We start from the raw sequence: 14,638 nt of genomic DNA, 5'->3' as shown, positions 1-14,638 counted from the left end.
CATCGAGCTCTGGTTCGCGCATCACCGCCTCACGACACTTGACCTGAAGACAGCAAAAACCTGAACATCATGTGTCAACGATGTCCCCGTACATGTGTCAACCATGTCTCCAGTCTGTACACAGCCGCAAAGAAAAGTAGGTGCCGCCCCGCACAGGGGCAACGCTAGCAGACCGACACGAAAACAAGGAAACGCGAAAAAACGAGCGCATCAAAAGAACCCCAGCGATCCCCCTCTACCCCGACCGTCCCCAATTACGCGTCGCACGCCACAACACAGTAGCATCCGCATAGCCGACTGCACGCGCGACGGCGGCATTAGTCATGCCTTCCTGCTCACGCAGCACCGCCACACTGCGCTGGCGCTCCTCACGAATAATCTCGCGCACAGAAGTACCCGCCTCAGTCAGATGCCGCTGCAGCGACCGATTAGACAACCCCAAATCCCGCGCAATATCAGCCACCACGAGCTTTTCGCGCGCGAGCCGCCGCGTCACCAGATCGCGTACCTGCTCAACGAGATCGTGCGGCACCGTATCGCGCGAAATGAGATCGGTGGCATGGCGCTCCATCATGCGCGCGAGCTGGGTATCGGCGCTCTTGAGCGGCGCATCGAGATCGTGCGGATGAATCACCACACCGCTTGCCGGCTGCTGAAAGCGCACCGGCACGCGAAAAATACGCATATAGGGCTTGAGATCAGCAGGCGCGGCATGCTCGAAATGGATCTCGACCGGCGTCCAGGCCGCGCCGCGCACGAGACGAATCATGTGGCACATCGCGCTCACGCTGTATTCGGCGTCCTGGCGGCGCGGCCAGATCTGCGCCGACGCAATGCGATAGCTCCACATCGGCCATGCGTTGTCTCGCACCATATCGACGAGCGTGCCGCTCTGCCATGAGCCAAGCGCGTCCGTGAACTTGCGGATGGCCGAGCCCAGCGTGGGCGACGACATGAACACGAGCCCAGCAGGCCCAAGCTCGGTGAGTTGCAATTCGTTGCCCAGGCGCAGGCCGAGCCACGGCTCGTCGAGCACCTGCGCCGCGCGCTCGAATGCGCCCACGTAGCGCCCGAGCGGCAGGATTTCATAAGGATCAGAAAGTTGTTTGCGGCTCAGGCCGAACTCGGCCAGCAATGCATCGCAGTCCGCGCCTGCTGCATCCAGCGCGCGCACGATCGGGCCCATCACCGCGCCGCGAATCATCGGAAAACCGTTGCTGACAGGCACTTTTTTCACGTCTCGCTCCATTCTCCCGATACTTCATTCGAATACGCACGCGGGCTCGTTCGCTCTGTCTATGGCGCACTCTATCGTCCCTTTGGCGCGCTTTGCAAGCGCGAAAAAAATATGGCGTTTCTACGATGACGTCACGACATCGCCCAATGCGGCCAAGCCCTCCGCCCCTAAAAAAAGGCCGGCCTGCTGCCATTCGCGCGCTGTTGCGGTCCAACGCCATCCTTACGAAAAGCTTATGAACACGAATCCGAACTCGCATCCGCTCGACCCGCTGAGCCTCTCCGAAATGCAGCTCGCCTGTGACATCGTGAAGGCCGCCGAACAGCTCGACGAACACGCGCGCTTTCCCGTCACCGAGTTGCAAGAGCCGCCCAAGGCCGAAGTGGTCGCGTACCAGCCCGGCAACTACTATTCGCGCCGCGCCTTCACGATCGCCATCGATCGCACCCGCAACCAGACGCTCGAACTGGTGGTCGATCTGCGCGAAAAGAAAGTGGAATCGCGCAAGGCGCTCGCGCTGCACAGCGCACCGTTTGGCCAGCCGCCAGTGATGATCGAAGACTTCACGAATGCCGAGCGCATCGTGAAGGCCGACCCCGCGTGGCGCGAGGCCGTCAAGAAGCGCGGGCTCACCGAGGACGATCTCGAGCGCGTCCAGGTCGACCCGTTCTCGGCGGGCGCGTTCGATCGCGCCAACGAGGGCGGCCGACGCCTCGTGCGCTGCGTTAGCTACTACCGCGAGAACGTGACCGATAACGGCTACGCGCACCCGATCGAAGGCGTGGTGGCCGTGGTCGACCTGCTCGAACACAAGGTGATCGAACTCGTGGACGATGGGCGCATCATCCCGATCCCACGCGCAAAGCACAACTACGACACGGCGAGCATCGGCAAGCCGCGCGACACGGTCAAGCCGCTTTCCATCAGCCAGCCCGAAGGGCCGAGCTTCACCATCGACGGCTGGCAGGTTAGTTGGCAGAACTGGAAATTCCGCGTGGGCTTCACGCCACGCGAGGGCCTCGTGCTGCACCAGATCAGCTGGGACGACGGCAAGAGCGCACCGCGCCCCATCGTCTATCGCGCGAGCGTGACGGAGATGTGCGTGCCCTACTCCGATCCCACCACAAACCATTACTGGAAAAGCGCATTCGACGCGGGCGAGTATGGCCTCGGCAAGCTCGCGAACCAGCTCGAACTCGGCTGCGATTGCCTCGGCACGATCCGCTATTTCGACATTCCGTCCGCCGACGATTTCGGCAACAGCTTCACGATGAAGAACGCCGTGTGCCTGCACGAAGAGGATTACGGCACGCTCTGGAAGCACTATGAATTCCGCACTGGCGTGTTCGAGATGCGCCGCTCGCGCCGCCTCGTGATCTCGTTCTTCGCGACGGTGGGCAATTACGACTACGGCTTCTACTGGTACTTCTATCAGGACGGCACGATCCAGCTCGAATGCAAGCTCACGGGCATCATCCAGACCTCGGCGGTCGCCGATGGCGACGACTACCCGTGGGGCGGCATGGTCACCGAAAATCTCGGCGGCCCGACGCATCAGCACTTCTTCAATGCGCGGCTGCACATGATGGTGGACGGCGAGAAAAATTCCGTGACCGAGCATGAGTTCGTGCCGCGTCCGATGGGCGCCGAGAACCCATACGGCAACGTCTTCGACACCACGAAGCGCGTGCTCAAGACCGAGCAGGAAGCGGCGCGCAACGCGAACGGCCAGACCGGCCGCTTCTGGAAGGTCGTGAATCCGAACGTGAAGAACCGCGTGGGCGCGAATCCCGGCTACAAGCTCATCATCAACGACTCGCCGCTGATGCTCGCGGATCCCAACTCGAAGGTGCGTCAGCGCGGCGGCTTCGCGACGCGTCACGTCTGGGTCACGCCATACGACACGACGCAGCGCTACGCGAGCGGCGACTATCCGAACCAGCACGCGGGCGGCGACGGCCTGCCGCGCTTTATCGAAGCGAACCGCAACGTGGAGAACGAGGACATCGTGCTGTGGCACAGCTTCGGCCATACGCACGTGTGCAAGCCCGAGGACTTCCCGGTGATGCCCGTGGAGTATGCCGGCTTCATGCTCAAGCCGAACAACTTCTTCCACGGCAACCCGGCCATGGACCTGCCGGGCGGGCGCGATCCGCATAGCGTGCAGGACGGTGCGCCGGGCGCAGCGCCTTCGTGCTGCCACGGCAAGCAGTAAGTTCGCGACCATGCCCCGCGCGCGCCGCCACATGACGCAGAAGGTTCACGACGCCCTCGCCGCTGCATGGGTCTGGTGCGCGGTGACGGGCGGTGCCTCGGCGCTCGCGGCGGGCGTCATGCTGGGCGCGATGCAAATCGACGCGAATGGCACTGCGCTCGCGGGCGGCGCAGTAGCGCTTTTCGCCATGGCATTGCTGCCTGCGGTGCTCGCGCGCCGCTTCGTCTCGCGAGCCACGGTGCCGGTGGCCGCCTCGCTCGTCCTCACCATGGCGGCCATGACGGCAGCCGCGGCGCAGGCACGCGCGGGCTCGTTCTCAACCGGCATGCCTGTCGCGCTCGCGTTAGTGGGTCTCGCCATGCTCGCAGCGGCATGGTCGAGACTGCCCACACGGCAGATGGACTCTTCGGCGCGACTCCCGAAGATTCATAGGACTCCGTTTAAACGCGTACAGCAAGGTTTCATTGCCACGCTGCCCGGCAGCGCCGCCCTGCTTGCACCTGCGCTACTGGCCGGCCTTTCCAGCGGCGTGCTCGCACGCTTTCAATTCTTCGCCGTGTGCGGTGCGGGGCCTTTCTCGTTCACGCAGTTAGCCGTTTCGCTGGGCGCGGCGCTTGGCATCGGCCTGCTCGCGGAGCGCGTCGATCATCGTTACGCATTACTCGCGCTCTTCGCGCTGCGCGGCGCGTTGCTTGCCGCGCTAACGCTCGATGCGCTCGATGCGCTCGCACCGTGGACCGTCTTCGCCATGCCGGCGTTCGCCGTGCTCGACGCGCTCACGCTGCCCACGCTTTTGCGCATCGGGCGCGCGGCGCAAGCCGGCTGCCCCGGCGTCGCACATCACGCGGGCATGCTCGCGGGCGCCGCGCTAGCTACGACGTCGTGGGGTTTCGGCCAGGGCTTCCATGCGCTCTTTCTCGCGGGCGCCGCGCTCAACCTCATGTGTGCATACGCACTCGCGACACGCCGCAACACGCGCACGCATCACGCGCATCAACCGCAGTTCACGCAGCACGACACACCACATTTCACAGCACACCTCGCTTCGCACTTCGCACCACATCACGCACCACATCACGCAGCACACCACGCACCACACCGCGCACAACACTTCACCGATCACCCCGCATCGCCCGCGCTCTCATCGAGCAGCGCGATGCCCATTCGCTGACCCCTACGCACTGGACCGAACCGAGGAAACGACATGGACCGCCAGGACTTCACACACACGATCCGCACGCAGATGTTCATCGACGGCCGCTTTTGCGCCAGCGGCAACGGCCGCACGTTCGCCGTATTCAACCCCGCCACGGGCGCGGAAATCGCCCAGGTGCCCGACGCCGCCGACGCCGACGTCGACGCGGCCGTCACCGCCGCGCGCCGCGCCTTCGAGGCCGACACGTGGCGCCGCCTGCCGCCCGTCGAACGCGAGCGCCTGCTTCTGAAGCTCGCCGAACTCGTCGAGCGCAACGGCGACGAACTCGCCGCGCTCGAAACGCTCAACCAGGGCAAACTGCTCGGCTTCTCGAAGATGCTCGAAGTGGGCGGCAGCGTGCAATGGCTGCGCTATATGGCAGGCTGGGCCACCAAGATCGAGGGCAGCACCGTCGACCTCTCGCTCGCATTCCCGCCCGGCGTGCGCTACAGCGCCTCCACGCGGCGCGTGCCCGCGGGCGTGGTCGCCGCCATCGTGCCGTGGAATTTCCCGCTGCTGATGGCGGTATGGAAGATCGCGCCCGCGCTCGCCTGCGGCTGCACCGTCGTGCTCAAGCCCGCCGAGGAAACGCCGCTCACCGCCATCCGCCTTGCCGAACTCGCGCACGAAGCGGGCTTTCCGCCGGGCGTGTTCAACGTCGTCACCGGCCAGGGCGAGACCGCGGGCGCGGCGCTCGTGCGTCATGCGGACGTGGACAAGGTCACCTTCACCGGCTCCACCGAGGTGGGCCGCATCATCGGCAAGCAATGCGCGAACGACCTCAAGCGCGTCTCGCTGGAGCTGGGCGGCAAGAGCCCCGTGATCGTGCTCGACGACTGCGACCCGCAACGCGCCATCCAGGGCGCGGCAGGTGCGATCTTCTTCAACCACGGCCAGGTCTGCACCGCCGGATCGCGCCTCTATGTGCCGCGCGCACGCTTTGACGAAATCGTCGAAGGCGTCGCGCAGGTCGCGCGCCACACCGTGCTCGGCTCCGGCTTCGACGCGGCCACGCAGATGGGTCCGCTCGTCTCCGCGCGCCATCGCGACAAGGTGGCCGGCATGATCGCGCAAGGCCGCGCGGAAGGCGGCGAGATCGTGGCGGGCGGCGGCAACGGCAATCGCGCGGGCTACTTCGTCGAACCCACCGTGATCGCGAACGCCAGCAACAAGCCGCTCACCGTGGTGCGCGAGGAGGTCTTCGGCCCGGTGCTCGTAGCGATGCCTTACGACGACGTGGAGGAAGCCATCGCCGCCGCGAACGCCTCCGAATACGGCCTGGGCGCGAGCGTATGGACCAACCAGCTCGACCGCGCGCTGCGCGTGGTGGATGCCGTGCAGGCGGGCACCGTCTGGGTCAATACGCACAACATGGTGGACCCGGCGCTGCCTTTCGGCGGCTTCAAGGCCTCGGGCATCGGCCGCGAGCATGGCCGCGCGATCATCGACGCCTATACCGAGACGAAATCGGTCTGCATCGCGTACTGATGCGAAACGCTCGCACCCGCTACTGGCGAGCGCGAGAGTTGGACCGCGCGCGCCGGCCGGCGCGCGTTGCAGCGCTATCGCGGTGCTAAACTCCGGAGTCGAAAGCGGAACGCCATGGCCGGCAACGAGCGGCCATGCAGCATCGCCTTTCATTGCGCCTACAACGACTCCACACCATGTATCTCTCGATTCTCGCCGTTGGCATAGGCGGCGCGCTCGGCTCGCTGCTGCGCTGGGTGCTCGGCCTGCGCCTGAACGCCGTCTTCCCCACGCTGCCGCTCGGCACGCTCGCGTCCAACATCATCGCCGGCTACATCATCGGCGTGGCGCTCGCCGCGTTCGCGCGCCTGCCCGACATCTCGCCGCAATGGCGCCTGTTCGTCATCACCGGCTGCATGGGCGGGCTCTCCACGTTTTCGACCTTCTCCGCCGAAGTCGTCACGCACCTGCAGCATGGCCGCTTCGGCTGGGCCGCCGGCGAGATCGCCATTCACGTGTGCGCCTCCGTGCTGATGACAATACTCGGCATCGCCACGGTCGCCGCCGTGATGCGCTAAAGCCGCGCCGCGTCCTGCGAGCACGCATGAGAAAGGCCGCGGCGCTTCGCGCACGCGGCCTTCGCTTTTGACGACCTGATTTGACGACCTGCTTTAACGGACCCGCCCTGTTTCAGCACATCGTTGCGCTCGCAGCGATCACGCCTGGGGCCGGTGATAGCCGCCCAGCAGACCATTCCTCGTGAACACGAACTGCCAGAGCTGAATATCGCGCGCGCGGAACGCCCCGGCGCACGACAGCAGGTAATAACGCCACATGCGGTAGAAACGGTGCCCCATCTCGGCCTCGAAGCGCGGCCATGCGGCCTCGAAGTTCGCATGCCACGCCATGAGCGTGCGATCGTAATCGGCGCCGAAGTTGTGCAGGTCTTCGGTGACGAAGAGGCCGCCCGAGGCGTCCGCGATCTGGCCGATGGTGGGCAGCTCGCCATTGGGGAAGATGTATTTGTCGACCCACGGATCGGGCGTGGTATCGCGGCGGTTCTTGCCGATCGTGTGCAACAGGAAGATGCCGTCGTCGGCGAGGCAACGATGCGCCACTTCCATATAGGTGCGGTAATTCTTGGGCCCGACGTGCTCGAACATGCCCACGCTCGCGATGCGATCGAACTTCTCGTCGAGCAGCCGATAGTCCTGCAGGCGGAATTCCACCGGCAGACCTTCGCAACGCTCGGCGCCCAGCGCGGCCTGCTCCTTCGAGATCGTCACGCCCACGCAGGAAACGCCATAATTTTCGGCGGCGAACTTCATGAGGCTGCCCCAACCGCAGCCGATATCGAGCAGACGAATGCCCCGCTTGAGCCCCAGCTTCCTGCAGATCAAATCGAGCTTGGCTTCCTGCGCTTCGTCCAGCGTCTTCGCGCCGCCCGACCAGTAGCCGCACGTGTAGGTCATGCGCTTGTCGAGCATGGCCTCATAGAAAGCGTTGCCGATGTCGTAGTGCTGCTGCCCCACCTTCCACGCGCGGCGCACGGTCTGGCGGTTCATGAGGCGCGCCTTGAGCGCGTGAAAAACGAGCCGGGCGGGATCGATTTGATCGTCCAGATGCGCACGCAACACATGCGCGAAGAATTCGTCGAGCTGATCGCAGTCCCACTGATCGTCCATATAGGCCTCGCCGAGGCCCAGATTCCCCAGTGCGACTACGCGCTCCGGCACCTGTGGATCGTGTATGCGCATGTCCCACGCTCGCGTGCCGTTGAGCCTTACATCGGCGCGCGCCAGTAGCTGGGCGGCGAACCGCCAGGCCCCTGAGCCGGTAGCCTCGCGGGAAGGTTGAGAGGATTGAGTGGATTGGGCTGCTTCGAAATCAGTCGTTGACATACGTTCTCCGTGTAAGCCGGAGTTGGCGCCTTCGCTGTCGACCGGAGTTGCTACTTTGGCAATGACTCCGATCCCATGCAGAGCTCCTCGGTCCGGTCCCATGCAAGAGGTTGCTTTCAAGACATTCGTCGTCGCGCACGCTGCGATAACGCTTATGATGCACCCACTTCAAAAAACCTGCAGGCGCCCCGACAGCGGCCCGGCGTAGGCGATAATCGGCGCTGCGCACCGCATTGCAACATGGGCGGGCCACGCTGGCCGGGCCGTGCGGGAGCGCGCCTGATTGATTCGCGCTTATTCGCGCGGTGTGCAAGCGCCGCGCCCGAGACACTACCGAGGAACCATGGCTTACGACGACAACAACATCTTCGCGAAACTCCTGCGCGGCGAAATCCCCTCCATCAAGCTGTGCGAGAACGACGCGGCGCTCGCGATCATGGACGTGATGCCGCAATCCGAAGGCCACGTGCTGGTGCTGCCGAAGGAGCCGGCCGAGGAGATTTACGAGCTTTCGCCCGAAGCGGTGGCCTCCGCCATGGCGATGGTGCAGAAAATGGCTGCGGCAATGCGCAAGGCGCTCGCGCCGGACGGCCTGATGATCGCGCAGTTCAATGGCGCAGCGGCGGGCCAGACCGTGCCGCACGTGCACTTCCACCTCATCCCGCGCCGCAGGGGCGAGGAATTGCGCATGCACGCGCGCGACATGGCCGACAAGGCGGAGCTTGAAGCGACGGCGCAGCGGATTCGCGCGGCGCTGTGAGACGCAGCCTCCCCTTGTCGCCAAGAGTCTGCTATAATTCGCGTCCCGCTGGAGAGATGGATGAGTGGTTTAAGTCGCACGCCTGGAAAGCGTGTATAGGTTAATAACCTATCCGGGGTTCGAATCCCCGTCTCTCCGCCAGAATTTGGTGAAAAACCCCGCACAATCAATGATTTGCGGGGTTTTTTGCTTTTTCCAATCCGCAAGGCAATTGGCGCAACCATTAGTGTAGTTTGCGGCATGGCTGCCCCTATCTAGATTGCGCTCACATCTTTCTCGATGAGCGGCAGACCGTTACGTGCCCGGCGGTTTATCCAGGTCGTCTAATGCCAAGCACAATCAGACCTGCCCGCCCAAAGGCGCTTGAGCGGGTCTTGCTTGTAGATCTACCGAACTTCGTGGCACAGCACCTTTCCCTGCATTTAAAGTTAGCGCTGCTCACGATATTCTACTGAGTAGCAATTGACTGATAGGCCTCCTTTGTAATTTCATGATACGCAGTTTCATGTATAGATGCGTCGTTGTTGCAAACAAGATTGGCAACCCTTCCGCTGGCTTTGTAAATTACTACGCCCGCAGAAAATTCTTGACCATCACCGGTTTTGACGGCTTTGTCGTAGAGATAATATGTATAACCGGATTTTAAAAATCGAATATGTGCCTCCCCGCCCCCGGCATATGGCGTGCCAGAAAAATAAAAAACTCTACCCTTCCCCCTACCTTTATCCGATAATTTCAGATTTAATTTCCCGTTGGCACCATTTCGGTATGTCAGAACGCCATCATTTTCAGATTGGCACAATGACGACACAGATTTAGGCAATTCGCAGTTGAAAATCACCGTCTCACCTGCCTCACACAACCCCTCCGCACGGACGCCAACCATCAAACCGAGTTCAAGTGCCAGCAATATAAAAATTTGACCGATACTCATCATCACTCCGTCGTCAACCCCAACAAGGGGGCAATTGCATTGTATCGGGCGAACCCTTCTCCGTAGCCGTTTTGCGCGCCGCCTACCATTTGCATCACGTCTGCAACTGCTCCAGCATCCGAAACTGAATTTAGATTAACTCGCGACCAAAAGACAAAGGCAGACTCCACGTGAGTCGCAATGAGCTGTGGATTTTCGATGAAATTCCGCTGATCTTCAGGGGGACCTGCGATTATGCTAATTTTTAAACGATTGATAACCGTCCTCGCCAGTCACCGCAATGCGAATTTGCTCCTATTCATACTGTTGCTTTGGCCCAGTGCTCTCCTCGATGGCATTGATCAATTTCTGCCATTTCGCCGCATTGGCCCTCACTTTCGTTCTTCGGAATGAGGGGCCGAAAAAGCCATCCACGGAAACCCGGCGCCCTGAATCTCCTGCCCCGAACTCCAGCATTCGACTCGCTCAATGAAGCGCTGCACTAGGCGAATGCGCGCACGTCGACTGATTGCGCCGCCATGCTACGCATTTTTCACGTTTTCACCAGACGACTATTCGTACCGGCATTAATCCAGCTCCACTTGAACCCACGCTACCCAAGCTGGAACAGCGCCACCCGCTAATGGAAGTGTAGATGGCGCGGGTGTTTTGCATGACGGTTGATTGAGCATGTTAGTTCCTGTCCAAGACAGCATCATTCGGCGCGTAAAATTCCCCACCAGTTGGGCGCTGGAGGACATGCCAGAGCGAATGACCATCGCTCACTTTTATCTCCGCCACGCCATTTCGCGCCCCAAAAAAAGATGAAAAATTGACTATTGCCTCCTTCCCTGCCTCATCAGTATCCCCATCAATATTTTCATCATCGTCACAATCCACTTTATTGCCATTTTGCGCTACCGCACAATACTGCCCGTACAGCTTGCACCCATCCTGCTTTAGATCAATCAAAAAAAGTCCGTGAACTCGGTGCATCGCTCCAGTCCCATTCATCTTCGAAAGCGTGCGAAAACGCACACACGTTATGCGAAAGGATAGCAAGCGCGAATTCCAGTCGAATATTTTTCAAAATTTCCATACTGCTCATCCATTATAGCTCAAGCATCGATTAACTTTTTCATCCATCCTCTCATGAACCTGTAATTATTTGGCATCAAACTGGATTAAGTCGGCATAGTTTTCAAGACCAAAATTTTCCCTTAATCACCTCGGAGTTACTCATATATTCCGTGTGATACCCTGAAAATTTATTTCCGTCGAAATAGAAACAAAAACGACCGTTTGTTTTTGATCGGTATACAAGAATAGACCCATCAACGCATATTTGATTGTTTTTACGGAAAAGGTCAATCTCGGATTTTTTTCAATCGCAGAACTATTTATATTGACACGACCAGAGAAATAATCAAATGGCAGCGGATAGACAACTCCCGTTTCCGCGTCGATCACAACCACGCTATCGCCATAATGCTCGGATGGCCTCCACTCCTTAATCCTCAAAAGGATGTAATGGCCATTGTAATTAATTTCATCTTTCTCAATTGCAATTTTTATTTCAGAAATATGTCTCTCGTCGCAAAAATCAACGGGGGAGTACAGATAAGAGCACCCATTATGGGGGTACGCAATTTCCAAACGATCGAACGGATGATTCACTCCTATTTCAAAAGATTTCGCGTGAGATTTACCACGCCGACCAATAACGTAATAACTAGCACAAAAAACGAATTGCACATTTCATGACACATCACCGGGATTCATAAATTTTCACAAGAATGCAGAATACCTTGGGGTGAGAGTGCGGTTGCCGCTGAGCGACTACCGCTTTACGTGCAGTTCAGAGATAAGTGCTCCATGGAAATTCGGAATTCACCGTCTTCGTCACTTAGGCTCAATGGGGATTTTTATTATTCCAATGAAACGTTTTTTCATCTCCATTATCGTTGACATAGCGAATAACAAACCCATTCCCTTCCGATGCCGCCCCGGTTATAGACTGCAAAATACCAGCATTTGACTTCAAACCGAGATTTATACGAGCGAGAGGGCGATTTATTCCTTGAAAAATATTATATACATAGATCAAATTGTCAGATGCACTCAATATTATTCGTTTTTCCGCATTGACAGCGAGGACAAATGAAAATGGCTTGCTGAGGCCGAGTTCTTCACTGTAGAAAAAAGTTACAGCGCATCCTGTCCCGCACGGGAACAGAATAGAAAATATCCCACTACTCAGTCCAACGTTAGCAGGGGGGAACGGATAGCGCATCAGTGATTGACTGTGCCCACCTTTCCTTAAAGCGATCGTACAATTCTCAGCCACATTTTTCCCCGAGCAATTTGTTTCTATTTGTGCCTCGCTGTTTGAGAAATTGGTGATTTCATGAATATTATTCGCAAAGGCAGTGCCGCAGACTGCAGCGGCCACCAACCCAACAACTATACTACGGGCGATAGAAACGATACGCATGCTCGCTTACTCCTTGAGGATTCTGGACTCGCTTTTCGGGAACGGCAAACGGTGGCACAGCGGGGTATTGCGCTGGATTTGTCGCGTGAAGCGCCGCTTGCGCTCCGGGGCTGTAATAGTTTGTCGCGCCGGGAATGATATTGGCGGACTCGGACGCCCTTAGCACCTCTTCGGCCGCATGCTGAGAGTCAGTCCAAGCCGGACCAGCAGGATTCTGTATGGCGTGGTAATTCAACGGGTCGATCGTGGCGCTCCAGCACGTAAACTGATATGGCGCAGTGACTATCTGCTTATACGTTTTATGTGCCCGCTGGACTTGATTACGGATTACCCACGCTACTGCGAGCTTTGATTCATAGTTCTCGCCCCTCGCCTCTCCATACAGGGTCCGAGCCAAATAATCCAGGTCCTCTGCATTAATTGCATTAAATGAATTGAAATTCCCCACCAACCCAATCGGATTAATGTGATACACATCGGCACCAGGAAAACCGGAGACGCCAGCCGCAACCTCGTCCCACCACACAAGCTTGGCGATGCGCTTTTTCTCCTCCTCATGCTCTGGTTTTGGCCCGGTGCGCTCCTCAATGGCACTGATCAGTTCCTGCCACTTCGCCGGATTGGCCCATTCACTTTCGTGCTTCGGGATGAGACGTGATGCCCGAAAAGCAATCCACGGAAACCCGGCGCCCCGAGTCTCCTGCCCCGAACCGCGGAGTTGGTCTGCCGCGCGAAGGCCGTTACCCTCCGGATACAGGGCACGGTAAATTGCCGCCATGAGTGGACTGAGCTTGCCAAGCGAACCCGCTTCGGGCGTATCGCTGCCCAGCGCATAGTCCACATAATCGCCAGTCGTAGCGAAAATGGTGTGCGCCGGATCGTGGTCCTCGCCATGGCACTCGAAATCGATCCAGCTCTGCGCAAACTCGCGGGTCACGCGGCCACCGGCAAAGCTCTGCTCGCGCACCCATCCCGAGAAGGCGTTGCGCAGCATGTCCGCGCCGTCCACTTTCCACCAGCGCCGTTTCTGCCCGTCGTTACCGGGCGTCCTCTCCTGAAACGAGTTTCCGGTACCTTTTTGCAGCGCCGCGAACGTCGCGACCTGGATTACGTCGGTTTGCCTGGCCTCCGCGCCTCTTTGCGGAGGCGTACTTCCCTGCGGATCCTTGTCATAAAGTGTGGTCCCACGGCCAACACGCAAAATCGTCGGATCGGCAGGCAAGCCCTGTTGGCTCCATTGCGTCGCGTTCGCGCAGTTGCTGTTGACCCACGCGCGTCCAGCCGTGATGAACGGCTTGATGCTCTCGTCGCAGAACACTTCGATGTGCGCCATCCGCGTACCCGCCGTGCACCGCTCCAGCGAGTCGTAACGCCCAAGGTGCCCGATCAGGTCTCCCGCCTTGATGGCAATGCCCCCGCCAGTTCCCTGCGGATCGCCCGCGTCGCACGTCTGGTTCGTTGTGACGATGACCCGGTCGAAGATCGAATCCGGGATGCTCTCCTTTGCAACCGGCCCTCCGTTCTGCGCGCCCAGGTAGATCCAGCCGTGAATGGCCACGGCGGGCGCAACGTATCCGCCCGCTACGGGCGCGTACAGCGTTGCGCCGTTCAGGTCCGCCAGTTGACCCCACGTGCCTCCGGGCTTCTTCTTCGTGTTGCTGATCGTTACGCTCGCACCCTGCGGCAGGATGCCAAGGACCGGGCCGTTCGGCGTCTTGCGCACGTGCAGCCCCGCCTGCGACGGATCCGCGGCCTGACCACCAGGCCCCGGCAGCGGTCTGTCCTGCGCATACTGTGTCACCTGCCACTGGCGCGACCAGTACGACGGTTTCTGCCGCTTCGGAAAATTGCTGTCGTAGTCCGCACTGGACATCAGGTGCATATACAGGCTGTAGAACGTCAGCTTCGTGCCGCGTGGAAACTCCATTTCGTGGCGCACCAGGGCGAAGGCCGTACTGTAGGGCGCCTGAGACGGCATGTTGCTGCCATCCGCTGCCAGTTCGCTGACCGGATAGTCCCTGTTCGCTCGCCAGGCAATCAGCACGCCGTCCGCAATGCAGCGCAATCCGCCGTCAAGATCGAGTTCCCGCCCGGCTCCGGCCTCGGTGACGTGAATCCCGCCGTGCCACATACCCTTGCGGCTGACAAGATACGAGCCGGACGGCTCGCTTTGGGCAAGCAACCGGTAAATGTCGTGCTCGTCCGTGAATTGGGCCGATGCTCCGGCAGGGCCTTGCGCCTTGCGTAGAAAGGGAAATGCAAATGCCGGTTGCCTGGGGCGTGTCCCCGGCGGTTGCGGGGGCTGTGATGTATTCGGTGGGGGATTGCTCGTCATGGATGTCGTGCGCTCCTGGGTGAATAGGGTCGCACCACGCTATGGCGGGCAGTCATACAGCGTCAATCGGCCGGAGTCTGAAATTACGTGAATAGTTGTTAAAAAAACCATCAAACACCCA

At 59.8% G+C, this 14,638-nt stretch carries 12 protein-coding genes and 1 tRNA gene; 6 read left to right on the top strand and 7 right to left on the bottom strand.

Annotated elements, in window-relative coordinates; translation table 11 throughout:
• Positions 1-235: 235 nt before the first annotated feature.
• On the bottom strand, positions 236-1,237 hold the full coding sequence (locus L5014_RS15300; RefSeq protein ID WP_238464568.1) for an AraC family transcriptional regulator: 1,002 nt from the start codon (positions 1,235-1,237) through the stop codon (positions 236-238).
• A 235-nt stretch (positions 1,238-1,472) separates the two neighbouring features.
• Between L5014_RS15300 and L5014_RS15295 the strand changes: the two genes are divergently transcribed.
• The 4 genes from L5014_RS15295 (at position 1,473) to crcB (ending at position 6,692) form a co-directional block, all read left to right on the top strand.
• The gene (locus L5014_RS15295; protein ID WP_238464567.1) at positions 1,473-3,452 is read left to right on the top strand and encodes a primary-amine oxidase; all 1,980 of its coding nucleotides are present in this window, start codon (positions 1,473-1,475) and stop codon (positions 3,450-3,452) included.
• A gap of 31 nt (positions 3,453-3,483) precedes the next feature.
• Positions 3,484-4,623, top strand: coding sequence for a hypothetical protein (locus tag L5014_RS15290; protein ID WP_238464566.1), 1,140 nt, complete (start codon positions 3,484-3,486; stop codon positions 4,621-4,623).
• 33 nt (positions 4,624-4,656) lie between these two features.
• Positions 4,657-6,135 carry a phenylacetaldehyde dehydrogenase StyD gene (gene styD, locus L5014_RS15285; protein ID WP_238464565.1) on the top strand — a complete coding sequence of 493 codons (1,479 nt, stop codon included), beginning with the start codon at positions 4,657-4,659 and terminating at the stop codon, positions 6,133-6,135.
• A 176-nt stretch (positions 6,136-6,311) separates the two neighbouring features.
• A complete protein-coding gene (gene crcB, locus L5014_RS15280; protein WP_238464564.1) occupies positions 6,312-6,692 on the top strand; it encodes a fluoride efflux transporter CrcB in 381 nt (126 codons plus the stop codon).
• Positions 6,693-6,830: 138 nt separating this feature from the next.
• Here crcB and cfa read toward each other — a convergent pair whose 3' ends face one another.
• A complete protein-coding gene (cfa, locus tag L5014_RS15275) occupies positions 6,831-8,015 on the bottom strand; it encodes a cyclopropane fatty acyl phospholipid synthase (RefSeq protein ID WP_238464563.1) in 1,185 nt (394 codons plus the stop codon).
• Positions 8,016-8,358: 343 nt separating this feature from the next.
• Here cfa and L5014_RS15270 point away from each other — a divergent pair, with 343 nt between their 5' ends.
• Both L5014_RS15270 and L5014_RS15265 read left to right on the top strand, forming a co-directional pair.
• Positions 8,359-8,775: an HIT family protein gene (locus L5014_RS15270; protein WP_238464562.1), complete on the top strand. Its 417-nt coding sequence runs from the start codon at positions 8,359-8,361 to the stop codon at positions 8,773-8,775.
• A 50-nt stretch (positions 8,776-8,825) separates the two neighbouring features.
• Positions 8,826-8,916, top strand: a tRNA-Ser gene (locus L5014_RS15265).
• 307 nt (positions 8,917-9,223) lie between these two features.
• On the opposite strand, the gene L5014_RS15260 is transcribed toward L5014_RS15265, so the two are convergent.
• From L5014_RS15260 to L5014_RS15240, 5 genes are all read right to left on the bottom strand, one after another.
• On the bottom strand, positions 9,224-9,712 hold the full coding sequence (locus L5014_RS15260) for a hypothetical protein (RefSeq protein WP_238464561.1): 489 nt from the start codon (positions 9,710-9,712) through the stop codon (positions 9,224-9,226).
• Positions 9,713-10,381: 669 nt separating this feature from the next.
• Positions 10,382-10,660 (bottom strand): hypothetical protein, encoded by a 279-nt coding sequence (locus tag L5014_RS15255; protein ID WP_238464560.1) that lies wholly within the window; start codon positions 10,658-10,660, stop codon positions 10,382-10,384.
• A gap of 267 nt (positions 10,661-10,927) precedes the next feature.
• Positions 10,928-11,365 carry a hypothetical protein gene (locus L5014_RS15250; protein WP_238464559.1) on the bottom strand — a complete coding sequence of 146 codons (438 nt, stop codon included), beginning with the start codon at positions 11,363-11,365 and terminating at the stop codon, positions 10,928-10,930.
• Between the two features lie 235 nt (positions 11,366-11,600).
• Positions 11,601-12,182, bottom strand: coding sequence for a hypothetical protein (locus L5014_RS15245; RefSeq protein WP_238464558.1), 582 nt, complete (start codon positions 12,180-12,182; stop codon positions 11,601-11,603).
• Entirely contained in the window at positions 12,157-14,517 is a 2,361-nt protein-coding gene (locus tag L5014_RS15240) for a cell wall hydrolase (protein ID WP_238464557.1), read from the bottom strand. Before L5014_RS15240 ends, L5014_RS15245 begins: the two co-directional genes overlap by 26 nt.
• Positions 14,518-14,638 lie beyond the last annotated feature (121 nt).

Source organism: Paraburkholderia tagetis, from assembly GCF_022213065.1.
In the GTDB taxonomy this organism is placed as follows: domain Bacteria; phylum Pseudomonadota; class Gammaproteobacteria; order Burkholderiales; family Burkholderiaceae; genus Paraburkholderia; species Paraburkholderia tagetis.
Note: the sequence above shows the minus strand (reverse complement) of the source record. Positions and strands in the feature narration are given on the sequence as shown.

Bases quoted from the DNA above. Each gene is read 5' to 3' on its own strand.
- L5014_RS15295 (WP_238464567.1), top strand. From the start codon at position 1,473: ATGAACACGAATCCGAACTCGCATCCGCTCGACCCGCTGAGCCTCTCC.
- L5014_RS15290 (WP_238464566.1), top strand. From the start codon at position 3,484: ATGACGCAGAAGGTTCACGACGCCCTCGCCGCTGCATGGGTCTGGTGC.
- styD (WP_238464565.1), top strand. From the start codon at position 4,657: ATGGACCGCCAGGACTTCACACACACGATCCGCACGCAGATGTTCATC.
- crcB (WP_238464564.1), top strand. From the start codon at position 6,312: ATGTATCTCTCGATTCTCGCCGTTGGCATAGGCGGCGCGCTCGGCTCG.
- cfa (WP_238464563.1), bottom strand. From the start codon at position 8,015: ATGTCAACGACTGATTTCGAAGCAGCCCAATCCACTCAATCCTCTCAA.
- L5014_RS15270 (WP_238464562.1), top strand. From the start codon at position 8,359: ATGGCTTACGACGACAACAACATCTTCGCGAAACTCCTGCGCGGCGAA.
- L5014_RS15260 (WP_238464561.1), bottom strand. From the start codon at position 9,712: ATGATGAGTATCGGTCAAATTTTTATATTGCTGGCACTTGAACTCGGT.
- L5014_RS15245 (WP_238464558.1), bottom strand. From the start codon at position 12,182: ATGCGTATCGTTTCTATCGCCCGTAGTATAGTTGTTGGGTTGGTGGCC.
- L5014_RS15240 (WP_238464557.1), bottom strand. From the start codon at position 14,517: ATGACGAGCAATCCCCCACCGAATACATCACAGCCCCCGCAACCGCCG.